At 61.6% G+C, this 21,086-nt stretch carries 21 protein-coding genes; 13 read left to right on the top strand and 8 right to left on the bottom strand.

Annotation, left to right across the window (positions count from 1 at the left end; all coding sequences use genetic code 11):
* The first annotated feature begins 156 nt into the window (after positions 1-156).
* From HNP33_RS09835 to HNP33_RS09810, 6 genes are all read left to right on the top strand, one after another.
* Complete coding sequence (locus tag HNP33_RS09835) at positions 157-723, top strand: RNA polymerase sigma factor (RefSeq protein WP_184707817.1); 567 nt, start codon at positions 157-159, stop codon at positions 721-723.
* Complete coding sequence (locus HNP33_RS09830) at positions 720-1,166, top strand: DUF3619 family protein (protein ID WP_184707815.1); 447 nt, start codon at positions 720-722, stop codon at positions 1,164-1,166. The genes HNP33_RS09835 and HNP33_RS09830 overlap by 4 nt, the downstream gene beginning before the upstream one ends.
* A complete protein-coding gene (locus HNP33_RS09825; RefSeq protein ID WP_184707813.1) occupies positions 1,163-2,098 on the top strand; it encodes a DUF3106 domain-containing protein in 936 nt (311 codons plus the stop codon). The genes HNP33_RS09830 and HNP33_RS09825 overlap by 4 nt, the downstream gene beginning before the upstream one ends.
* Positions 2,099-2,120: 22 nt before the next feature.
* Positions 2,121-2,669: an RDD family protein gene (locus tag HNP33_RS09820; protein WP_184707811.1), complete on the top strand. Its 549-nt coding sequence runs from the start codon at positions 2,121-2,123 to the stop codon at positions 2,667-2,669.
* A gap of 242 nt (positions 2,670-2,911) precedes the next feature.
* Positions 2,912-3,385, top strand: a complete 474-nt coding sequence (locus HNP33_RS09815) for a diacylglycerol kinase (RefSeq protein ID WP_184707809.1) — start codon at positions 2,912-2,914, stop codon at positions 3,383-3,385.
* Positions 3,386-3,387: 2 nt separating this feature from the next.
* Positions 3,388-3,981 (top strand): TIGR00730 family Rossman fold protein, encoded by a 594-nt coding sequence (locus HNP33_RS09810; protein WP_184708086.1) that lies wholly within the window; start codon positions 3,388-3,390, stop codon positions 3,979-3,981.
* Positions 3,982-4,209: 228 nt separating this feature from the next.
* On the opposite strand, the gene HNP33_RS09805 is transcribed toward HNP33_RS09810, so the two are convergent.
* Entirely contained in the window at positions 4,210-5,505 is a 1,296-nt protein-coding gene (locus tag HNP33_RS09805) for an MFS transporter (protein WP_233464466.1), read from the bottom strand.
* A 116-nt stretch (positions 5,506-5,621) separates the two neighbouring features.
* On the bottom strand, positions 5,622-6,569 hold the full coding sequence (locus HNP33_RS09800) for an ornithine cyclodeaminase family protein (RefSeq protein ID WP_221452041.1): 948 nt from the start codon (positions 6,567-6,569) through the stop codon (positions 5,622-5,624).
* A gap of 206 nt (positions 6,570-6,775) precedes the next feature.
* Here HNP33_RS09800 and HNP33_RS09795 point away from each other — a divergent pair, with 206 nt between their 5' ends.
* On the top strand, positions 6,776-7,405 hold the full coding sequence (locus HNP33_RS09795; protein ID WP_221452040.1) for a helix-turn-helix domain-containing protein: 630 nt from the start codon (positions 6,776-6,778) through the stop codon (positions 7,403-7,405).
* Positions 7,406-7,574: 169 nt separating this feature from the next.
* On the opposite strand, the gene glnK is transcribed toward HNP33_RS09795, so the two are convergent.
* On the bottom strand, positions 7,575-7,913 hold the full coding sequence (glnK, locus tag HNP33_RS09790) for a P-II family nitrogen regulator (protein WP_184707805.1): 339 nt from the start codon (positions 7,911-7,913) through the stop codon (positions 7,575-7,577).
* Positions 7,914-8,016: 103 nt separating this feature from the next.
* Positions 8,017-9,672, bottom strand: coding sequence for an NAD+ synthase (locus HNP33_RS09785; protein WP_184707803.1), 1,656 nt, complete (start codon positions 9,670-9,672; stop codon positions 8,017-8,019).
* Positions 9,673-9,922: 250 nt separating this feature from the next.
* On the opposite strand from HNP33_RS09785, the gene HNP33_RS09780 reads away from it, so the two are divergent.
* The 3 genes from HNP33_RS09780 (at position 9,923) to HNP33_RS09770 (ending at position 12,599) form a co-directional block, all read left to right on the top strand.
* The gene (locus tag HNP33_RS09780) at positions 9,923-10,984 is read left to right on the top strand and encodes a threonine aldolase family protein (RefSeq protein ID WP_184707801.1); all 1,062 of its coding nucleotides are present in this window, start codon (positions 9,923-9,925) and stop codon (positions 10,982-10,984) included.
* A gap of 46 nt (positions 10,985-11,030) precedes the next feature.
* Positions 11,031-12,260: a GNAT family N-acetyltransferase gene (locus HNP33_RS09775; RefSeq protein ID WP_184707799.1), complete on the top strand. Its 1,230-nt coding sequence runs from the start codon at positions 11,031-11,033 to the stop codon at positions 12,258-12,260.
* A gap of 141 nt (positions 12,261-12,401) precedes the next feature.
* Positions 12,402-12,599, top strand: a complete 198-nt coding sequence (locus tag HNP33_RS09770; protein ID WP_184707797.1) for a CsbD family protein — start codon at positions 12,402-12,404, stop codon at positions 12,597-12,599.
* A gap of 337 nt (positions 12,600-12,936) precedes the next feature.
* Here HNP33_RS09770 and icd read toward each other — a convergent pair whose 3' ends face one another.
* Complete coding sequence (gene icd / locus HNP33_RS09765; protein ID WP_184707795.1) at positions 12,937-14,199, bottom strand: NADP-dependent isocitrate dehydrogenase; 1,263 nt, start codon at positions 14,197-14,199, stop codon at positions 12,937-12,939.
* Between the two features lie 212 nt (positions 14,200-14,411).
* Here icd and HNP33_RS09760 point away from each other — a divergent pair, with 212 nt between their 5' ends.
* On the top strand, positions 14,412-14,888 hold the full coding sequence (locus tag HNP33_RS09760; protein WP_184707793.1) for a DUF192 domain-containing protein: 477 nt from the start codon (positions 14,412-14,414) through the stop codon (positions 14,886-14,888).
* A gap of 238 nt (positions 14,889-15,126) precedes the next feature.
* Here the strand turns inward: HNP33_RS09760 and HNP33_RS09755 are convergent, their stop codons facing one another.
* The gene (locus HNP33_RS09755) at positions 15,127-17,358 is read right to left on the bottom strand and encodes an NADP-dependent isocitrate dehydrogenase (RefSeq protein ID WP_184707791.1); all 2,232 of its coding nucleotides are present in this window, start codon (positions 17,356-17,358) and stop codon (positions 15,127-15,129) included.
* 341 nt (positions 17,359-17,699) lie between these two features.
* On the opposite strand from HNP33_RS09755, the gene arfB reads away from it, so the two are divergent.
* Positions 17,700-18,116, top strand: coding sequence for an alternative ribosome rescue aminoacyl-tRNA hydrolase ArfB (arfB, locus tag HNP33_RS09750; RefSeq protein ID WP_184707789.1), 417 nt, complete (start codon positions 17,700-17,702; stop codon positions 18,114-18,116).
* Positions 18,117-18,124: 8 nt separating this feature from the next.
* On the opposite strand, the gene HNP33_RS09745 is transcribed toward arfB, so the two are convergent.
* On the bottom strand, positions 18,125-19,141 hold the full coding sequence (locus HNP33_RS09745) for an aldo/keto reductase (protein ID WP_184707787.1): 1,017 nt from the start codon (positions 19,139-19,141) through the stop codon (positions 18,125-18,127).
* 97 nt (positions 19,142-19,238) lie between these two features.
* On the opposite strand from HNP33_RS09745, the gene HNP33_RS09740 reads away from it, so the two are divergent.
* Positions 19,239-20,147 carry a LysR family transcriptional regulator gene (locus tag HNP33_RS09740; RefSeq protein ID WP_184707785.1) on the top strand — a complete coding sequence of 303 codons (909 nt, stop codon included), beginning with the start codon at positions 19,239-19,241 and terminating at the stop codon, positions 20,145-20,147.
* A gap of 94 nt (positions 20,148-20,241) precedes the next feature.
* On the opposite strand, the gene HNP33_RS09735 is transcribed toward HNP33_RS09740, so the two are convergent.
* Positions 20,242-20,823: a superoxide dismutase gene (locus HNP33_RS09735; protein WP_184707783.1), complete on the bottom strand. Its 582-nt coding sequence runs from the start codon at positions 20,821-20,823 to the stop codon at positions 20,242-20,244.
* Positions 20,824-21,086 lie beyond the last annotated feature (263 nt).

The raw sequence follows: 21,086 nt of genomic DNA, 5'->3' as shown, positions 1-21,086 counted from the left end.
ATCGCACTGCAACATTGGTTTGCGACAAAGTGCAGAAAAAATTTGCATACGATGCGATAATCTTGCGTTTAGCGCGGGGTTTTTTGCCACACAGGCAGGGTTTACCCGGGTACAACCACTAGCTTCCCCGCAAATAACCACGGTGTTGGGTACGATTTGGCAACAGAACGAGAACTGTCCGATTTTCTGAAAAGCGTTGAAAAGCGAGCTTTCAAGCGCTCGCTTTTTCATGTGCGCGACGAAGAAGTAGCCCTCGACATCGTGCAGGACAGCATGATGAAGCTGGCTGAGCATTACGGCGACAAACCCATTGGCGAGCTGCCCATGCTATTCCAGCGTATCCTGTCCAACAGTACGCTGGACTGGTTTCGCCGCCAGAAGACCCGCAATGCGCTCTTTACCAATATGAGCGCCTTTGAGGGGCCTGACGATGAAGGCGGCGATTTCGACCTGCTGGAGACTTACAACGCCCAGCAGGGGGAGTCCGAACAGAGTGCCGAAGACCACACCAACCGCAAACAAACACTTGCATTGATAGAAAAAGAGATACAAGAGTTGCCCGCGCGTCAACGCGAAGCGTTTTTGATGCGTTATTGGGAAGAGATGGACATTGCAGAGACTGCAGCGGCCATGGGTTGCTCGGAAGGGAGCGTCAAAACCCATTGCTTCCGAGCCATCCAAACCTTGAGCAAAGTGCTCAAGGCCAAAGGAATCGTGCTATGAACCGCCCAAACACCGCCCAACAAGTCGCCCACGCCGAAATCTTTGCCCGCCGCGTCACCGCCCGGCTGAGCGAAGCCGAGGCTGATCTGGACTATGACATCACCGAGCGCCTGCGTGCTGCGCGTGAGCAGGCACTGGCGCGTCGCAAGGTGGTACCTACCCCGGCCATCGCCCGTCACCCCGAGCAGGAATCTGCCGCTGCTGCCCCTTCCGGCAAACGCAACTGGTGGCGAGCAGTGGTGTCTGCGGTTCCTCTGAGTGCCATGGTGGCAGGTTTGACTTTCTTCAATGGCGTGCAGGCGGACGAAGGCGCGACCGAAATGGCCGAGTACGACGCCACCCTGTTGGCTGACGAATTGCCGCCAACCGCCTATACTGATCCTGGTTTTACCCAGTATCTGAAGATCGCTGCCCAACAAAAGCAGCCCACCGACAAGCATTGAGACACGATCACGACTTTGACGAGGTAGCCGCCAAGGCGCCCACCTCCTCCCTCCCCGCTCTCGCAGCCAGCATTTTGCTGGCTGCTTTTGCTGTAACTGGTATCTACGCCAGCACCCAGGCCCGCAACGTCTATGGCAGCGCGCCCAGCGATCTGGTCAGCGCCGGTGGCAACACCCGCACGGTCACACCGCGCAACGAAGGCCCGGATTGGGACAGCCTCGATACCGACCAGCAGACTACCCTGGCGCCCCTGCAAGAGCAGTGGTCCTGGCTGACAGAACAACAAAAGCGCCGCTGGCTCCTGATTGCCGACAGTTTTGACGACTTCTCGCCCGACGAGCAGTACCGCATCGGTGAGCACATGAAGGAATGGGCCAAATTCAGCCTGGTTGATCAGAGCCAGGCCCGACTGAACTATTCCAACGCCAGCAATCTGTCTGCCGAAGAAAAGCGCAAGCTCTGGGAAGACTATCAGGCCCTGAGCGTCCGCGAACGCAAACGGCTGGCGCAAGGCGGCGCCCTGCGCCCCGGTGGCGTTGCCCTGGCACTGCGCCCCAATAGCAAGACCAGCGGACGCCTGGTCAAGGTGCCGGCAGCGGCGGTGAACCCCAACCGCGCCAACCCACCCAAGATTCTGCCGCCACCCGAGATTCGCGTGCAGTCGCGCGGCGTGGTGACGCCTGTAGAGGTCGGCCCGCTGCAGGGCCCCTCTGCCAACCCCAACAACGTACCCGGCCCTGGTGGCGTGAGCCCCACCAGCATTGCGCCCCCTCCAGCGACCGCCCCCGCGGTGGAGACTGCGCCGGTGCAGGTGCCTTCACCGGTCACCTCATCGCCTCTGCCTCCGCTGGATAGCCGTCCGGCTCCGGTAGCGCCCGCTGGCGAGCCGCAGTCGCGTCTGGGCGATAGCCCGATTCATCCGCCGGCCTGACACCGGCACCATGACTGGCACCATGCCATCCACACACGCCACCGCCGCCCCCGATCAACCTGCTGCAGCCCCCCTGTTGCAGGCACCTACCCTTCGAAGGCGCATAGCGTGCTGGCTGTACGAAGGCATGCTGATGTTCGGCGTGGTCTTCATTTCGGGCTACCTCCACGGTACCCTGAGTCAGACCCACAACGCCCTGGACAACCGCCACGGGCTGCAGTTGTTCCTTTTCATCATCTTCGGTATCTACTTTGTGTGGTTTTGGCACAAAGGCCAGACACTGGCGATGAAAACCTGGCATATCCGCATCGTGGACGCCATGGGCCAGCCACTGAGCCAGCGCCGCGCACTCGTGCGCTATGCCTGCAGCTGGCTGTGGTTTCTGCCACCGCTGATCGCCACCATGCCATTCCACCTTCCCGTCGCAGAAGTTCTGGTTCTGCTGGCGGGCTGGATTGTCATGTGGGCCCTGGCCAGTCGCCTGCATCCGCAAAAGCAGTTCTGGCACGATGCACTGGCTGGCACACGCCTGATCAGCAGTGTGCCCCCTGCACCTCGCAGCAAGGCTTGACCTGGTCGCATCAGCGATTTTGGAAAAATCACTCCTAATCCATAACTGCATTACGCAGAATGCTATATTTAGAATAGCAATTATCAGCATTCGATGGCCCATCCTTGCTTGGCCTCACCGATCTGCTGCAGTGCAATATAGTTATAGTGGCGAAGTGACAGCTTGCGCCAATCTTTCCTCCGTGGGCCATACGTAAATGGCCCGCTACCCGCACTTGACTCTCGCTCACCCATAGCCCTTCCATGACTGAACCGCTTGCACCTCGCCCCCGGCAAGAGCCTGCCTCAACGCAACAGGCGCAGCAACCGCACCAGAACCCGGCGTCTGACGCATTTTTGCAGGTCAATCCGCACAAGGCGCGCAGTGGCCTCAGTCGCTTGCGGCATGCAGCCGGTTATTCCCTGCAAGGTCTGCGTGCAGGTTGGGGAGAAAAGGCCTTCCGCATGGAAGCCTTGCTGGCCCTGGTGTTGCTGCCTGCCGCCTGCTGGCTGGCACGGGACTGGCGCGAATGGGTGCTGCTGACCCTTCCAGTGTTTCTGGTGCTGATCACCGAACTGCTCAACAGCGCCATTGAAGCGGCCATTGACCGCTTTGGCCCCGAATGGCATCTGCTGTCCAAAAAGGCCAAGGACATGGGCAGTGCTGCCGTGTTCCTGGCTCTGGTATTGTGCGCTGCCGTATGGCTGGCGGCGCTGTATGAAAGATGGTTGAAATGACGATGACTTCCCCTGCTTTTTCGATGTGTGTGTACTGCGGCTCACGCCCAGGCAAGGATGCGGCATTTGCCGCCACGGCAGAGGCCGTAGGCGCCTGGATTGGCAGCCACGGGGGCCAGCTGGTCTATGGCGGTGGCAAATCGGGGCTGATGGGCATGGTGGCGCGTGCTACCCGCGAGGCGGGCGGGCGTGTCGTCGGCGTCATTCCCAAAGCCTTGGTCGACCGTGAACTGGCCAACGAGCTGTGCGACGAATTGCATGTGGTGACCACCATGCACGAGCGCAAGGCGATGATGGCAGAGCGCAGCAATGCCTTCGTCGCCATCCCCGGTGGTATCGGCACCTTTGAAGAGCTGTACGAGATCTGGACCTGGCGCCAGCTGGGCTACCACGACAAGCCTATCGGCATCCTCAACACCCAGGGCTATTACGACGGCATGCTGCAGTTTCTGCAGCAATGCGTGGGTCAGGGCTTCATGGACGAGTGGCAGATGGGCCTGGTGCAAAGCGGAAACGACCACGCCACGCTGCTGGCCCGGCTGGTGGAAGAAGCTGGCCTCTCCCACCAGAAGGATGCCCTGCGCGACGTGATCTGAACACGCAGCCTGCCGGGCCCTTTTTGATACCGTTCAAACCGCCATCAAGAATAGAAGCACAGAGCGCAAGCTACCGTTGATCTGCAGATTATTTTTATCTGAATACCAATACCAGAAAGCGCATATCGCTTCTGCTTCAATAGCAAGCAAGTGCCAAAAAAACGGCGACTGCCCTCACCAGCAGCCGCCGTTTTGCTTTCGGGCCAGGCCCGAAGGCACGCCAAAGCGTCAGTCGTTGTCTGCCACGGTCTTGGCAAAGGCAATGCCGATCAGCGAAATCACCGCCGTGCCAACGATGTACCAGGCCACGGGCACCCAGGAGCCGTCATAGGTCTTGAGCAGCCAGGTGGCCAGCAGCGGAGCCGTGCCGCCCGCCAGGGCTGCGCCAATCTGATAGCCCAGGGTGATGCCGGTGTAGCGCACGCGGGTCGAGAAAATCTCCGAAAACAGGGTTCCCAGCACGGCCGTGATCGGCGCCCACACCAGGCCCAGGCCGATGACGGTGGCGATCACCAGAGTCGCAGTCGTGCGCTGCTCCAGCAGCATGAAATACGGGAAAGTGAACACCGCCATGATGAGCGTGCCCGCTACAAACATGCGCTTGCGGCCCACAGTGTCGGAGATTCGGCCCATGACCGGAATCATCAGAGTCGTCACCAGGGTGGCCAGCGTCACGGCATTGAGCACCGAGATGCGGTCAAAGCCCAGGCTGCTGGTGGCATAGCTGACAATGAAGGTCGAGAAGATGTAGAACGGCGCTGTTTCGACAAACTTGATCGCCACGGCCACCAGCACGGCACGCCAGTGATAGCGCAAGGTTTCGATCAGCGGCATCTTGGCCACGTTGCCGCTGGCCTTGGCCTGCTTGAAAGCGGGCGTCTCGTCAATGCCCTTGCGGATCCACAGACCCAGGAACACCAGCACCGCGCTCAGCAGAAAAGGTACGCGCCAGCCCCAGGCGAGGAACTGCTCATCCGGCAAGGTACTCATCACCGTGATGGCCAGGGTTGCGAGCAACATGCCGATGGTCACACCCATCTGCGGCACGCTGCCGAACAAGCCCTTGCGGTTTTGCGGCGCATATTCGTAGGCCAGCAGCAAAGCGCCGCCCCATTCCCCACCAATGCCCAGGCCCTGGATCAGACGCAGCACGATCAGCAGGATGGGCGCCCAGATGCCGATCTGGTCGTAACCGGGCAGCAGGCCGATGAGCACGGTGGCGCCACCCATCAGCGACAAGGTGATCACCAGCGTTTTCTTGCGCCCGATGCGATCGCCAATGTGCGAGAAGATGAAGCCGCCCAGCGGACGAATGAAGAAGGTCAGCGAAAACGTCAGGTACGACAGCATCAGCCCGACAACCGGGTCGCTGGTGGGGAAGAACACTTTGCTGAATACCAAGGCAGCGGTGGTGGCGTACAGGAAGTAATCGAACCACTCGATGGAACTGCCCATGAGGCTGGCCATCAGTACGCGCTTGTTCGTGGCCGCACTTGCTGCGGGCATGGTTGGGGTTGGGCTCATGAAAAGAGAGGGGATGGGGTTGTAGAAAACAGCCAAAGCCGCCCGCGCAACACCTTGGAGGGTGCCTGCACGGGCAGAGAGGACGTCAGAAAGTCATGAAACGATGGTGGGCGCTATCAGGCAGTTGCCATGAAGGCGTCATAGGCGAGTGATGCTGCGGCCACATCTTCGAGCGCTGTGCCCACGGCCTTGTAGACCGTGATTTCTTCTGCGCTGCTGCGGCCAGCGTGCTTGCCGCGGCACAGGTCTTCCAGGGTGGCGGCCAGGCGCGTCGCCTCCCAGGCACCGCTGGCGATCGGCTCCAGAATGTCGCCCGACTTCATCAGCGCTTCGCTGGTGTCGACAAACACCGTGCCGCGTGCAAAGCAGGCATCGTCGCTCTCGCGCATGGCAGGCGTAAAGCCACCAATCAGATCCAGGTGCGTGCCCGGTTGCAGCCACTCGCCATGGATCAGCGGCGCCGTAGACAAGGTGGCGCAGCTGATGATGTCCGCCGCGCGTGCCGCCTGCTCCAGATCGGTCGCCACGCTGGCGTCCATCCCCTGCCCCTGCAGGCGCTCCACCATGGCTTGCGCTGCCTCCGGGCGGATGTCCCAGACCTGCACGTGGGCGATGTCGCGCACGCAGCGGTAGGCGTCGGGCAGCAGGCTGGCGACGCGGCCCGCGCCCACCACCAGCAGCCTGCGCGCATCGGGGCGGCTGAGCCAGCGCGCCGCCAATGCCGATGCGGCCACCGTGCGGCGCGAGGTGATGGTGTCGCCGTCCAGCACCGCCAGCGGCACGCCGGTGGTCGCGTCGTACAGGATGAACACCGAGTGCAACCCCGGCAGGCCCTTGGCCTGGTTGCCCGGGAAGATGGAGACGGTCTTGATGCCAATGCGCTTGCCGCTCTGCCACGCGGGCATCAGCAACACGATGCCGTCCTCGGCAGGCGTGCTACCCGCAATCTTGTGGTTGTGGCGCAGCGGTACCTCGCAGCCTTCGATAAACATCTGCTCCAGGCTGTCGATCAAGGGCCCAAAAGGCAGGTGCTGTACGGTGGTTATCTGGTCAAGTATCTGCATGCGGGTACGGTCGATTCAAAAATCCACTAAAGAGGAATAAATTTCGTATAGGAAATTTTATGTAGAATTGTTCACGGGTTTTCCCGAGCGGCATTGGTTTTTTCCTAGGGTTTACCCCTGTGGATGGAATGAAATACGGCCCGGGCCTGGGCTCCATAGGTGCTTGCCGGGCCCTACACTTGCTGGCGCCCAGAAGAACACGAGACATGCCTCCCTCCATGCCCGACACCCTTGCCCCATCGCACGGCAGCGCCAATGCCAACGCCACCACCGATGTGCTGGCCCACAAGCTGCGCTTGCTGCGTCGCAATGCCGGGCTGACCCTGCAGCAACTCAGCCAACGCTGTGGTATTTCGGCCTCGGCACTCTCGAAGGTGGAGCACGGCCAGCTCTCGCCCACCTACGAAAAGATCGCGGCGCTGGCGCGGGGACTGGAGGTGGACGTGGGCGAGCTGTTCAGCCCCGTGCAGCAGCCCGCGCTGCGGGCGCGCCGCAGTGTCACGCGCGCGGGCGACGGCCTTGCGCACCGCACGCCGCAGTATGCGTACGAATTGCTGCATGCCGATCTGGCGGACAAGCGCTTCATTCCCCTGCTCACCACCATCAAGGCGCACGAGCGCTCAGCGTTCCCACAACTGCTGAGCCACGACGGGGAGGAAATGGTCTATGTGCTGCGCGGCAAGGTGGTGGTCCATACCGACTGCTATGCGCCGCTGGAGCTGGCAGCCGGTGACTCCTGCTACTTTGACAGCGCCATGGGCCATGCCTGCATCTCTGGCAGCGATGAAGATGCGCAGGTGCTGTGGATCTGCTCACACACCACCATCCAGCCATAGCCGCAGGCGCCCGGCCCGCGCCGCTTTCAGATCAAACGGGCCAAAAGAGTGCACGAAGTAGCCACAGCCCACTTATTCACTTTTTAGCTGCAGGCATAAAAAAAGCGCCTTGCAACCAAGGCGCCCTTCACGTTCACGGTGCAGCCAAAGGATCAGCTGCGCGCGCGCATCAGACCGCAGCCTCGTCCAGATCGCCGGTGCGGATGCGGATCACGCGTTCGACTTCGGTCACAAAAATCTTGCCGTCACCAATCTTGCCGGTGCGGGCAGCGTTCACGATGGCGTCAACACAACGGTCCACGTCCTCGTCCTTCACGGCCACTTCGATCTTGACCTTGGGCAGAAAATCGACCACGTACTCCGCGCCACGGTACAGCTCGGTATGGCCCTTCTGGCGGCCAAAACCCTTGACTTCGCTGACCGTCAAACCCGTCACGCCCACATCGGCCAAGGCTTCGCGCACCTCGTCCAGCTTGAAGGGTTTGATAACGGCGGTAATCATTTTCATAAGTCACTCCTCGGATCGGCCAAACATACGCCGCGTGTCACGGTCACACGGCAACTGCAGCTATTGTGCGCCAAGAACTCCGCGCCCACATGGGGGCGCAGATTCAACCGCGAAAACCGTTCGTGATCGGATAGCGCCAGTCGCGGCCAAAACCGCGTGCCGACAGGCGCGGCCCCACGGCGGCCTGACGGCGCTTGTATTCGTTGACGCGGATGAGCCGCACCACGCGCTCCACATCGGCCCGCGCGTAGCCAGCGGCCACAATGCTGTCGATATCGGCGTCCTGCTCCATGTAACGCACGATGATCGCATCCAGCACCTCGTAGGGAGGCAGGCTGTCCTGGTCCTTCTGATCGGGGCGCAGCTCGGCACTCGGCGGGCGGGTGATGATGCGCTCTGGAATCGGCTCGCGCCCCGTGCCAAAGGGGTCGTTCGCATTGCGCCAGCGCGCCAGCTCGAACACGCGGGTCTTGAGCACGTCGCGGATCACGGCAAAGCCGCCCGCCATGTCGCCATACAGGGTGCAGTAGCCAGTCGCCATTTCGCTCTTGTTGCCGGTGGTCAGCACGATGGAGCCAAACTTGTTGGACAGCGCCATCAGCAAGGTGCCGCGAATGCGCGCCTGCAGGTTCTCCTCGGTCGTGTCCTCGGCACGGCCCGCAAAATCCTGCGCCAGCGCGGCCTTGAAACCCTCGAACATCGGCGCAATCGAAATTTCTTCGTACTGCACGCCCAGCCGCTTGGCCATGTCGCGCGCATCGATCCAGCTGATGTCGGCGGTATAGGGCGAAGGCATCATCACCGTGCGCACCTTGTCCGCGCCGATGGCGTCCACCGCAATGGCCAGCACCAGGGCAGAGTCGATGCCGCCAGACAGGCCCAGCACCGCACCGGGGAAACCGGTCTTGCCCAGGTAATCACGCACCGCCAGCACCAGCGCCTGCCACAGCTGCTGGTTAGTGTCGCCCTGGGGAGCGATTTCACCAGACAATTTGATAGCAGGCCCCGATGTATCGACGTGCGTGAGCAATAGCTTTTCTTCAAAGCCCGGCGCACGGGCCACCACACTGCCATCGGCGTTCATCGCAAACGAATGGCCGTCAAACACCAGCTCGTCCTGCCCGCCGACCAAGTGCGTGTACACCAGCGGCAAACCAGTTTCGCGCACACGCTCGGCCACCACCTGCTCACGCTGGCCCACCTTGTCCATCTGGAAGGGCGATGCGTTGATGACCGCCAGTACCTGCGCGCCTGCAGCCCTGGCGGCGCGCGCAGGCTGGCTGGCCCAGGCGTCCTCGCAGATCAAAAGTCCCACCTGGGTACCTGCCACGTCGAACACGCAGGTCTGCGCGCCCTCGACAAAATAGCGCGTCTCGTCGAATTCGCGGTAATTGGGCAACAGCTGCTTGCGGTAGCTGGCCAGCAGTTGGCCACCGCGCACCACACTGGCAACATTGTAGCAGCGGCCATGCGGCGCATGCAGGGCGGCTTTGGGGTGGCCTACCACGATGGTCAGCTCCGGCCACTGGCTGGAGGCATCCACCACCGTCTGCAGCGCCACCTCACAGGCGGCCAGGAACGAGGGGCGCTGGAACAGGTCTTCGGCCGCATAGCCGCAAATGGCCAGCTCGGGTGTCAGCAGCAACTGCACGCCCTCAGCCACGGCTTGGGCCGCTGCGTCAATGATCTTGCGGGCATTGCCCTGCATATCGCCCACAACGAAGTTGAACTGGGCGCTGGCGATGGAAAAATTGGACATGGTGCTTGGTGAACCTGGTGCAGCGAAGAACGTGCCTGTCTGTCTGTGCACCGCAACATTTGCATTGCGACGCGGTGAAAGCATTGATACGTTCTATGAGTCTAGCGCGAAAACCAGCCACAGCCTGGCTCGTTGGCAGCAGTCTGGCAAATCAGGCAGATCAGACATGTCCAGCCTGTCAGGCAAGTGCGCCACTAAACGGGTTTCCCCAGGCAAAATCAGAAGATTCCCCAGCAACACCCCGATAACAATGAACTTTGGCAGTGACAACCAGGCCGGCGTCTCCCCGGCCATCTTGCAGACCCTGGTACAGGCCGCGAGCGGCATCCAGTCCGCCTACGGCAACGACGACTGGTGCGCGCGCGCCGAGCAGATGCTGTGCGAGGCCTTCGACACACCGCTTAAGGCCTTTTTCGTCGCCACAGGCACCGCCGCTAACTGCCTGGCATTGTCCACCATCGCCCAGCCCTGGAATGCGGTGGTGTGCCACGACATGGCCCATATCGCGGTGGACGAGAACAGCGCGCCCGAATGGTTCACCGGCGGGGCACGCCTCCTGCCGCTTGCCACGGACAGCGGCAAGCTTCTGGCTGGCGATCTGGAGCGTTTTCTGGCCAGCTACCCGGCCAGCCCGCCGCACAACATGCTGCCCAGCGCAGTCAGCATTTCGCAAGTCTCGGAAAACGGCCTGGTCTACCAACCCCATGAAGTGGCCGCCCTTGCCGCCAGCGCCCACGCCAAGGGCCTGCGCCTGCATATGGACGGCGCACGCCTGGCCAATGCGGTGGCCGCCCTGGGCTGTCACCCGGCAGACATCACCTGCAAGGCAGGGGTGGACGTGCTCAGCCTGGGCGCCTCGAAAAACGGCGCGCTGATGGCCGAAGCCGTGGTGTTTTTTGACCAAGCGCTGGCCGAGCATTTCCGCATCCGCCAGAAACGCGCCGGGCAACTGGTATCCAAAAGCCGGCTGATCGGCGCGCAGTACTGCGCCTGGCTGCAGGATGGCCACTGGCTGCAATTGGCGCGCCACGCCAATGCGTCTGCCCGCAGCCTGGCCGATGCCCTGGTGGCGACCCGGGCGGTGCGCCTGGCCTGGCCCGCCGAGGCCAACGAGGTGTTTGCCATTCTGCCGCGCGCCCTGCATGTACAGCTGCTCTCCCACGGCGTGCGCTGCTCCGACTGGTATGACACCAGCATTCCCCGTGGCACGGCCTTGGCGGCCGACGAGATGGTGGTGCGCTTTGTTGCATCGTGGTCGTCCACCAGCGACGAGGTACAGGCGCTGGCAGACCTGGTACGGAGCCTCGCCTGATTTCCGCACCCGGGCAGAGGCACAGCACAGCAGCCACAATCGGGCCATGATCGTTTCTTCGCCCTCCCCCCTGCAACTGCGCGTGCTGCACCAGATGGCCGATGTCGACGCCGCCGCCTGGGATGGCCTGCTGGCTCTGCAGGCCCAGCCCACTCCCTTCATGCGCCACACCTATCTGAAGGCACTGGAGGACAGCGGCAGCGCCACGATTGAAACGGGTTGGCAGCCCTGCCACATCACCCTGTGGGAAGGTGACACCTTGGTAGCCGCCTGCCCGCTCTACGCCAAAACCCACTCCTACGGCGAATACGTGTTTGACTTCGCCTGGGCGCGGGCCTATGCCGACCATGGCCTGCACTACTACCCCAAGGCTGTGGCTGCCGTGCCTTTCACCCCCGTTCCAGGCAGCCGCTTGCTGGTGGCGCGACCGGCATTGCGCACTACCTTGCTGCATGCGGCGACTGCCTGGTGCCGAGAGCAAGGCCTGTCTTCCCTGCACCTGCTGTTTGCCGATACTGCAGATCTGCAGGCCGCGCAGCAGGCAGGCCTGATGCAGCGCGAGACCATGCAGTTCCACTGGCACAACCGCCACGCACGCAATGCGCAAGATGACAGCGCCCCACCCTATGCCGATTTCGACGATTTTCTGGCAGAGCTGCAGCAGGAAAAGCGCAAGAAAATCCGCCAGGAGCGGCGCAAGGTGCGCGACGCTGGCGTAACGTTCCGCCACGCAACAGGCAGCCAGATCACCACCGCTGACTGGGCGTTCTTCTACGAGTGCTACGAACGCACCTATCTGGAGCACGGCAATGCCCCCTACCTGACCCCTGCCTTCTTTGAAGCCATGCGCAACAGCATGCCCGAGCATTGGCTGCTATTTGTCGCAGAACGCAACAACCGGGCCATCGCCTGCAGCTTGGTCGCCATCAGCGGACCGCAGGGCAGCACCAACGGACAACAGGAGCCCACCGCCTATGGCCGCTACTGGGGTGCGATCGAGCGCGTGGACAACCTCCATTTCGAGGCTTGCTACTACCAGCCGCTGGAGTGGTGCATTGCCAGTGGCTATCGGCACTTTGAAGGCGGCGCCCAGGGCGAGCACAAGATGGCACGCGCTCTCTTGCCACTCTCAACGCCCAGCGCCCATTGGGTGGCCGAGCCGCAGTTTGCCCGTGCCATTGCCCATTACCTGGAGCAGGAATCCGCACACCTGCAGGCCTACCAGCAGGTGCTCCACAGCCACAGTCCGCTCAAAAGCGATTCATCCCCTGCTTGAAAGGCTCCACGCCTCCCCATTTGTAATTAGTTTTAACGATGTCGGTCATCCCGCACAACCAAGTATTGGCATGGCTGACATGGCCTGCGCCCATGCCAACACACAATGCAATCCATCACCAACGCATCTGAAGGAGATTGCATGAACAAGGATCAAGTAGTTGGCAAGATCAAGGATTTGGCTGGCGAAGCGCAGGCTGGCATTGGCAAGGCCATCAACAGCCCCGAGCAGATTGCCAAAGGCAAGGCGCTGGAGGCCGAAGGTGAATTGCAGAAGGCCGCAGGCGACGTGAAGCAGGCCGCCAAAGATGCCGTCAAAGAAGTCAAAAAGAACCTCTAAGAACCAGCCACCACGCATGTAACAGCCAAGCAAACGATAGTCACCAACTTACACAAATTTGGCTGCACTGCTCTGCCGATTTCGGGCATCATGCCTTCATCGGTTTTCACAGAACCCCTCCTTGGCCAGCCTCAGTGCTGGCATTTTTTTGCCCGGCGTTTGCACGGCAGCACCCACGCCCATCCCTCCGCACCATGCGCCTTGTGTTCTGCAGCAGACAAGGCGCCAGAGGAAAAGCAAAAGCGCCAGCCCTGCGCTGGCGCTTTTGCTTCAAAGCCGTCCCAGGCTGTTCAGGCAAAGGAGACACGACGACGAACCAAGCCTCCCCGCCCTGCCTTCACGTATCCATATTGGCAATCATCTCATCACCAAAGCGCGAGGTGCTTACTTGCGTGGCGCCGTCCATCAGGCGCGCGAAGTCATAGGTCACACGCTTGGACTCGATGGTGGCTTCCATCGAGCGGATGATGAGATCGGCGGCTTCGGTCCAACCCATGTGGCGCAACATCATCTCGGCCGACAGGATCATCGAGCCAGGGTTCACATAATCCTTGCCTGCATACTTGGGCGCCGTGCCGTGGGTGGCTTCGAATACGGCCACGCTGTCCGACAGATTGGCGCCCGGTGCGATGCCAATGCCGCCGACCTGGGCTGCCACCGCATCCGAGATGTAGTCACCGTTGAGATTCAGGGTAGCGATCACCGAGTAATCGGCCGGGCGCAGCAGCACCTGCTGCAGGAAGGCATCAGCGATCACGTCCTTGACGATGATCTCCTTGCCGTTTTTGGGATTCTTCAGGCGCAGCCAGGGGCCGCCATCGATGGGCTCGGCACCGAACTCCTTCTGTGCCAGCGCATAACCCCAGTCGCGGAAGGCCCCTTCGGTGAATTTCATGATGTTGCCCTTGTGCACCAGGGTGACGCTGGGCTTGTCATGGTCGATGGCGTATTGGATGGCCTTGCGCACCAAACGCTCGCTGCCTTCGCGCGAAACAGGTTTGATGCCGATGCCCGAAGTCTCGGGGAAGCGGATCTTCTGGCTGCCCATTTCCTTGCGCAGGAACTCGATCAGCTTGACTGCCATGTCCGAGCCTGCAGCAAACTCGATGCCCGCGTAGATATCCTCCGAGTTCTCGCGGAAGATGACCATGTCGGTCTTCTCGGGCTCGCGCACCGGCGAAGGCACGCCCGCAAAATAGCGCACCGGGCGCAGGCACACGTAGAGGTCCAGCGTCTGGCGCAAAGTCACATTGAGCGAGCGGATGCCGCCGCCTACCGGTGTGTTCAGCGGGCCCTTGATGGCGACGAGGTACTGGCCGATGGCGTCCAGCGTCTCTTGCGGCATCCATTGGTCTGCACCGTACACCTGCGTCGCCTTCTCGCCCGCGAACACCTCCATCCATGCAATGCGGCGGACATCGCCATAGGCCTTGGCCACGGCGGCGTCGACCACCTTGCGCATCACCGGGGTGACATCACGGCCCACGCCGTCGCCTTCGATGAACGGAATGATGGGCTGCGGCGGCACCTGCAGCGCTTGGCCCTCACGCGCAATGATGGGCTGGCCGCCATCAGGCAGGCGGATGTGTTGGTAAGACATGGAAACTCTCTCCAGAATCATCAGGAACCGTTCAGCGCTGCATGCCCTGGCGTGCATGCAGCAGCTTTGCTGCGAAGGATTCTATCGACATTGGCCGCCTCTGCTGTCGCGCACAGTGGGCCCGCGCTTGTCGTGCAACGCTGCACCCAGATCGTGTATAAAACCCCCACGGCGCTTTGCGCTGCCCGTTTTTTGAGAAGGCCCTGTTTCCTATGTCTTGCCTGAATTTTCTTGCCCGCAGTACCGGCGCCGCCCTGGCCCTGGGTACGGCAGCACTCAGTCTTTCTGCCGCTGCCCAGACGGCTGGCGAGCCGCAGATGAACCTGCCGCGTGCCGAGCTGTCCGTCGGCATGCACCGCATCCACGCCCAGGTGGCGCAGACACCACGCCAGCGCGAAGTTGGCTTGATGCACCGCAAGGAAATGCCTGCAGCCGAAGGCATGTTGTTCGTGTTTGAGCAGCCCGCCATGCAGTGCTTCTGGATGAAGAACACCTTGCTGCCTCTGACCGCTGCCTTTGTGGCCGACGACGGCACCATCGTCAACCTCGCCGACATGCAGCCCATGACCGAAGATTCACACTGCTCGCGCAAGCCGGTGCGCTATGTGCTCGAAATGAACCAGGGCTGGTTCAAACAGAAGGGCATTGCCGAAGGCGCCCAATTGCGCGGCAAGCCTTTCAGCCAGTAAGGTCTGCCACAGGGGCGCTGCAAGCTTCGGCTGGCACCAGCTACAGCGCACTCTTCAAAAAGCCTGTAGTGCTTGATGCCTGAGCTCAGATAGCTATCATACATATAGCAAATAAGAAGTACATTGAGCCCTGCGATTGCCGAGCACAAAAAAACACCGCAGCCCGAAAGCTGCGGTGTTTTTATGGGAGCCCGTGCCTTGCGCAAGACACGAGGTTTGTCAGACCGCCTTCACGATCTCAGATTTCGGCAACCACCTTGTTGAAGGTGGCGCTGGGGCGCATCACAGCATCCAGCTTGGCGGTATCGGGCTGGTAGTAACCGCCGATATCCACGGCCTTGCCCTGCACAGCCTTCAACTCACCAACGATCTTGGCTTCGTTGTCGGCCAGTTGCTGGGCGATAGGCGCAAACTTGGCAGCCAGCTCCTTGTCTTCGCTCTGCGCGGCCAGTGCCTGGGCCCAGTACAGCGCGATGTAGAACTGCGAGCCACGGTTGTCCAGCTCACCGGTGCGGCGCGATGGAGACTTGTCCAGATCCAGCAGCTTGCCGGTGGCCTCGTCCAGAGTCTTGGCCAGCAGCTTGGCGCGGCTGTTGTTGTTCTTGATACCCAACTCTTCAAACGACACGGCCAGTGCCAGGAACTCACCCAGCGAATCCCAGCGCAGGTGGTTTTCTTCCACCAGCTGCTCGACGTGCTTGGGAGCGGAGCCGCCAGCGCCGGTCTCGTACAGGCCGCCGCCTTCCATCAGAGGCACGACAGACAGCATCTTGGCCGAGGTGCCCAGCTCCAGGATCGGGAACAGATCGGTCAGGTAGTCGCGCAGGATGTTGCCGGTCACCGAGATGGTGTCCAGGCCGCGGGCAGCGCGCTCCAGCGTGTAGCGCATGGCGCGCACTTGCGACAGGATGTAGATTTCCAGGCCGCTGGTGTCGTGGTCCTTGAGGTACTTGTTGACCTTCTGGATCAGCTCGGACTCGTGCGGACGGTAGGGGTCGAGCCAGAACACGGCAGGCATGCCGGAGTTGCGGGCGCGCGTGACGGCCAGCTTCACCCAGTCGCGGATCGGTGCATCCTTGACCTGGCACATGCGCCAGATATCGCCCGCTTCCACGTTCTGGCTCATCAGCACTTCGCCGGTGGCGATGTCAACGATGTTGGCCACGCCGTCTTCGGAGATTTCGAAAGTCTTGTCGTGCGAGCCATATTCCTCGGCCTTCTGCGCCATCAGGCCCACGTTGGGCACGGTGCCCATGGTGCGCGGGTCGAAGTTGCCGTGCCACTTGCAGAAGTTGATCACTTCCTGGTAGATGCGGGCAAAGGTCGATTCAGGCATCACGGCCTTGCAATCGTAGGGCTTGCCATCGGCAGCCCACATCTTGCCGCCGCCGCGGATCATCGCAGGCATCGAGGCGTCCACGATCACATCGTTGGGCGAATGGAAGTTGGTGATGCCCTTGGCCGAGTCGACCATGGCCAGACGCGGACGGTGCTCCTGGCACTTGTGCAGATCGCGGATGATCTCGTCGCGCTGCGACGCGGGCAGCGTGTCGATCTTGGCGTACAGATCGGCCATGCCGTTGTTCACGTTCACGCCCAGCTCGTCAAACAGCTTGCCGTGCTTTTCGAAAGCTTCCTTGTAGAAGATCTTGACGCAGTGGCCGAACACGATGGGGTGGGACACCTTCATCATCGTCGCCTTGACGTGCAGCGAAAAGAGGATGCCCGATTCGCGGCAGTCTTCGATCTCGCGCTCGTAGAAAGCCAGCAGGGCCTTTTTGCTCATGAACATGGAATCGATCACTTCTGCATCCTGCAGCTTGACCTTTTCCTTCAGCACAATGGTCTTGCCGGACTTGGTCTCCAGCACCATCTTCACATCACGGGCCTTGTCCAGGGTCATGGACTTTTCGCCGTGGTAGAAATCGCCCTCTTCCATATGCGAGACATGGGTCTGCGACCACTGTTTCCATTCACCCATCGAGTGCGGGTGCTTCTTGGCGTAGTTCTTGACGGCGGCTGGCGCGCGGCGGTCGGAATTGCCTTCGCGCAGCACGGGGTTCACCGCCGAGCCGATGCACTTGCTGTAGCGCGCCTTGATGTCCTTTTCTTCCGGCGTGCTGGGGTTCTCAGGATAGTCGGGCAGCTTGTAGCCCTTGTCCTGCAGCTCCTTGATGGCTTCCTGCAACTGGCCCACCGATGCCGAGATGTTGGGCAGCTTGATGATGTTGGCGTCCGGCGTCAGGGTCAGCTTGCCCAGGTCTGCCAGATTGTTGGGAACGCGCTGTGCCTCGGTCAGAACATCGGGGAACTCACCGAGAATGCGGGCTGCCAGCGAAATATCACTCTCGGCCACATTGATGCCTGCCGCGCCCGCGAAGCTGCGCACGATGGGCAGGAACGACGCGGTCGCCAGGCGAGGCGCTTCGTCGGTCAGGGTGTAGATGATGGTGGGTTGCTGGGTAGTCATCTGGTCTTTCAAGTGGCAAAAGTTCGGGGGAGCGCTGCAACTGCAGGCAGTGGTCTCGTCTGCCTATATATACACATATACGCCCGCGTGAAGCCATCTTATGACGTGCGCCGCAACCAGCTCCGGGTAATCCCATCAATGGCGCAATGCAATATCACAATACGGAATTCAACGGGAAAGGATTGTCGCTGGTTTTTAAGTCTTATACAAGAGTTGCCCCAGCGAATTGATCACCCAAGGCGCCGGCATGCGCACAGGCCGCGCTGTCGCAAAGCCCTGCCACCTTCATAATGCGCGCTGCCTGCTGCACATTTGTGAATCTCCCAAACCATATACCTGCCATGACCGCTCCACGCCCCGCCACCCTGGAACTGCACGAAGCCGACGTGCAGTGGACAGCCGTGCGTGCACAGGGGCCAGGTGGGCAGAACGTCAACAAGGTGAGCAGCGCCGTGCACCTGCGCTTTGACATCCGGGCATCGCGCCTGCCCGAGGCCGTGCAGCAACGCCTGCTGGCCCTGAGCGACAGCCGCATCACGACCGAAGGCGTGATCATCATCAAGGCCCAGCAGTACCGCACGCAGGAACACAATCTGTGGGATGCCCTGCAGCGCCTCAACGCCCTGGTGGCGCAGGCTGCCGCCGTGCCCCGCAAGCGCCGCGCTACCAAGCCCACCTGGGGATCGCAGCAGCGCCGCCTGCAGGGCAAGAGCCTGCGCTCCAATGTGAAGGCGCTGCGCGGCAAGGTGGTGGATTAGGCATCCATTCAACGATCCACCAAGGCCAGCGCGGCTTCGGTGTATCTGTCACCCTGCACGCGCGACGGATCCATTGCAGCGCCAATCTCTTGCAACTCTGCACTGCTGAGCACCACGTCGGCAGCGAGCGCGTTTTCGCGCAGGTGCTGCTCGCGCCGCGCACCGGGTATCGGCACGATGGATGGCGACTGCGCCAGCACCCACGCCAGCGCCAGTTGCGCCGCCGTGAGGCCACGCGCTGCCGCCATGCGCTGCAGCGTAGCCACCAGCGACTGGTTGGCGCCCCAGGCCTCGGCCTGGAAACGTGGTAGGCCGCGGCGGAAATCGTCCTCGGACAATTCATCCGGCGCGGGCAGCTTGCCGGTCAGCGCGCCGCGCCCCAGCGGGCTATACGGCACAAAGCCGATGCCCAGTTCGGCGCAGGCCGGCAACACTTCGGCTTCAGGTTCTCGGCTCCAGAGCGAATACTCCGACTGCACGGCCGAGATGGGGTGCACGGCATGCGCCTTGCGCAGCGTGGCAGCCGACACCTCCGACAGCCCCAGAAAGCGCACCTTGCCCTGCCGCACCAGATCGCCCATGGTGCCAACAACCTCTTCTATCGGAACGGCTGGGTCGACCCGGTGCTGGTAGAGGAGATCGATTGCCTCAATCCCCAGCCGCTCAAGGGACGCCTCGACGACAGCGCGGATATGCGCGGGGCGGCTGTTGACCCCCACCATGCGCTGTGGCCCGCGCCGCTGTGGGGTCTCGGGGGCGATGTCGAAGCCGAATTTGGTGGCCACCACCACTTCGTCGCGGCGCCCTTTGAGCGATTGCAGCGCCCGGCCAATGAGCTGCTCATTGGTGAATGGCCCGTACACCTCTGCCGTGTCCCAGAAGTTCACCCCCAGATCAAGCGCACGGTGCAAGGTGGCAATGGACTGCGCGTCGTCGGCACCGCCATACGCAAAGCTCATACCCATGCAACCCAGACCGACCGCCGACACCTGCAGGCCCTGAGAGCCCAGTTTTCTCCATTGCATTTCACGTCCTTTCTACGAAAACAGCACCAGTGTGGGCCAGCGCACTGCATTTGATAATCCCTACAATGCTTGATGAATCATTGAGCAGATTTCACAAATGAAAAACCTCTCGGAAACGGGTGAAACCAGCCTCGACGCCCTTGCCGCCTTCGTGCAGGTGGCCCAGCAGCGCAGCTTCAGCAAGGCAGCCCGCCAGCTGGGTGTTACGCCCTCGGCCCTCAGCCACAGCCTTCGTCAGGTCGAAGAGGCGCTGGGCACGCGCCTGCTCAACCGAACGACGCGCAGCGTGACGCCGACGGAAGCCGGGCAACTGCTGCTGGAGCGGCTCTCTCCAGCGCTGCAGGACATCCACGGAGCGTTGCGTGAGGTGCGCGAATTGGGCGGCACGCCATCGGGCACGCTGCGGCTCAATGTGCCCCGGCAGGCCGCAAGGCTGGTACTGGCGCCGCTGCTGGCCGCATTCCACGCGCGCTGCCCGAAGGTGCTGCTGGAGATCGTCACGGACGACCGCATGGTGGATATCGTGCAAGACGGGTTCGATGCCGGCATCCGCTTCGGCGCGCGCGTGGCAGCAGACATGGTGGCGCTGCCGCTGCGGCCTGCGCCCCGCTTTCTGGTGGTAGCCACGCCTGCCTACCTTGATCTCCATGGCCGCCCCAAGCACCCACGCGACTTGGCGGCACATGCCTGCATCAACCGCCGCTTTCCGGGCAGTGCCCCCTACGCATGGGAGTTCGCCAAAAGAGGCCAGAGCCTGGAAGTACCGGTGAGCGGCCCCTTGACGCTGGATGACGACCAGCTGGTGCTGCAGGCCGCACTGGACGGCATGGGCCTTGCCTATGTCTATGACGGCATGGTGGGCGAAGCACTGTCGTCCGGCCGACTGGAATGTGTGCTGCAGGACTGGTGCCCCCAGACCGAGGGCTTTTATCTCTACTATTCGAGCCGCCGCCATGTGCCCGCTGCGCTGCGCGAACTGATACGCCTGTTGCAGGCAGCGCCCTGAAGCGCCTGCCTGGCATTGGTGGATATAAAAAGAAAACGCCTCCTTACGGAGGCGTTCGGGCTTGCCTGAAAGCAAGCCGCTATGCGCTGGAAGATCAGGCGAAATTGGCTTCAGCGAACTTCCAGTTCACGAGGCTGGCCAGGAAGGTTTCAACGAACTTGGGACGCAGGTTACGGTAGTCGATGTAGTACGCGTGTTCCCACACGTCCACGGTCAGCAGGGCCTTATCGGCAGTGGTCAGCGGCGTGCCTGCGGCACCCGTGTTGACGATGTCGACCGAGCCGTCAGCCTTCTTGACCAGCCAGGTCCAGCCCGAGCCGAAGTTGCCCACGGCCGATGCCTGGAAAGCCTTCTTGAACTCGTCGAAGCTGCCCCACTTCTTGTTGATGGCATCTGCCAGCGCGCCGCTAGGAGCGCCACCGCCATTGGGGGTCATGCAGTTCCAGAAGAAGGTGTGGTTCCAGATCTGGGCTGCGTTGTTGTAAATACCGCCGGAAGACTTCTTGACCACGTCTTCCAGTTCCATGTTCTCGAACTCGGTGCCTTTTTGCAGGTTGTTCAGGTTCACCACATAAGCGTTGTGGTGCTTGCCATAGTGGTACTCCATGGTTTCCTTGCTGTAGGCAGGAGCCAGGGCATCAAGCGCATAAGGCAGGGGTGGCAGAGTGCGTTCCATCGTCGTTTCCTCGTGGTTGGTATGGGTTGCAAAACGGGCAGCAGCGTGCGCTCCGCAAAGGGCGCCGCGCTTTCGCTGGCATCGGTCGATTGTAGAAAGGAAAATCGACCTGATGACCAATAGGGTTCAACAGAAATTCATATGACCACCATAGCACGCAGACATGGCAGTACGGGGTCAGCGGTTGCCGACAATCTACCGCCTCAAAAGCATGTCCGGAACAGTTCTGCATCGCGCAGTCGCGCGGCAACGTCAGCCCCGCC

The sequence above is a fragment of the Comamonas odontotermitis genome (assembly GCF_014207855.1).
Classification (GTDB): Bacteria; Pseudomonadota; Gammaproteobacteria; order Burkholderiales; family Burkholderiaceae_C; genus Comamonas; species Comamonas odontotermitis_A.
Note: the sequence above shows the minus strand (reverse complement) of the source record. Positions and strands in the feature narration are given on the sequence as shown.

Excerpts from the sequence above, each read along its gene's own strand:
- HNP33_RS09830 (WP_184707815.1), top strand. The coding sequence starts at position 720 with ATGAACCGCCCAAACACCGCCCAACAAGTCGCCCACGCCGAAATCTTT.
- HNP33_RS09820 (WP_184707811.1), top strand. The coding sequence starts at position 2,121 with ATGCCATCCACACACGCCACCGCCGCCCCCGATCAACCTGCTGCAGCC.
- HNP33_RS09815 (WP_184707809.1), top strand. The coding sequence starts at position 2,912 with ATGACTGAACCGCTTGCACCTCGCCCCCGGCAAGAGCCTGCCTCAACG.
- HNP33_RS09810 (WP_184708086.1), top strand. The coding sequence starts at position 3,388 with ATGACTTCCCCTGCTTTTTCGATGTGTGTGTACTGCGGCTCACGCCCA.
- HNP33_RS09805 (WP_233464466.1), bottom strand. The coding sequence starts at position 5,505 with ATGAGCCCAACCCCAACCATGCCCGCAGCAAGTGCGGCCACGAACAAG.
- HNP33_RS09800 (WP_221452041.1), bottom strand. The coding sequence starts at position 6,569 with ATGCAGATACTTGACCAGATAACCACCGTACAGCACCTGCCTTTTGGG.
- HNP33_RS09795 (WP_221452040.1), top strand. The coding sequence starts at position 6,776 with ATGCCTCCCTCCATGCCCGACACCCTTGCCCCATCGCACGGCAGCGCC.
- glnK (WP_184707805.1), bottom strand. The coding sequence starts at position 7,913 with ATGAAAATGATTACCGCCGTTATCAAACCCTTCAAGCTGGACGAGGTG.
- HNP33_RS09785 (WP_184707803.1), bottom strand. The coding sequence starts at position 9,672 with ATGTCCAATTTTTCCATCGCCAGCGCCCAGTTCAACTTCGTTGTGGGC.
- HNP33_RS09780 (WP_184707801.1), top strand. The coding sequence starts at position 9,923 with ATGAACTTTGGCAGTGACAACCAGGCCGGCGTCTCCCCGGCCATCTTG.
- HNP33_RS09775 (WP_184707799.1), top strand. The coding sequence starts at position 11,031 with ATGATCGTTTCTTCGCCCTCCCCCCTGCAACTGCGCGTGCTGCACCAG.
- HNP33_RS09770 (WP_184707797.1), top strand. The coding sequence starts at position 12,402 with ATGAACAAGGATCAAGTAGTTGGCAAGATCAAGGATTTGGCTGGCGAA.
- icd (WP_184707795.1), bottom strand. The coding sequence starts at position 14,199 with ATGTCTTACCAACACATCCGCCTGCCTGATGGCGGCCAGCCCATCATT.
- HNP33_RS09760 (WP_184707793.1), top strand. The coding sequence starts at position 14,412 with ATGTCTTGCCTGAATTTTCTTGCCCGCAGTACCGGCGCCGCCCTGGCC.
- HNP33_RS09755 (WP_184707791.1), bottom strand. The coding sequence starts at position 17,358 with ATGACTACCCAGCAACCCACCATCATCTACACCCTGACCGACGAAGCG.
- arfB (WP_184707789.1), top strand. The coding sequence starts at position 17,700 with ATGACCGCTCCACGCCCCGCCACCCTGGAACTGCACGAAGCCGACGTG.
- HNP33_RS09745 (WP_184707787.1), bottom strand. The coding sequence starts at position 19,141 with ATGCAATGGAGAAAACTGGGCTCTCAGGGCCTGCAGGTGTCGGCGGTC.
- HNP33_RS09740 (WP_184707785.1), top strand. The coding sequence starts at position 19,239 with ATGAAAAACCTCTCGGAAACGGGTGAAACCAGCCTCGACGCCCTTGCC.
- HNP33_RS09735 (WP_184707783.1), bottom strand. The coding sequence starts at position 20,823 with ATGGAACGCACTCTGCCACCCCTGCCTTATGCGCTTGATGCCCTGGCT.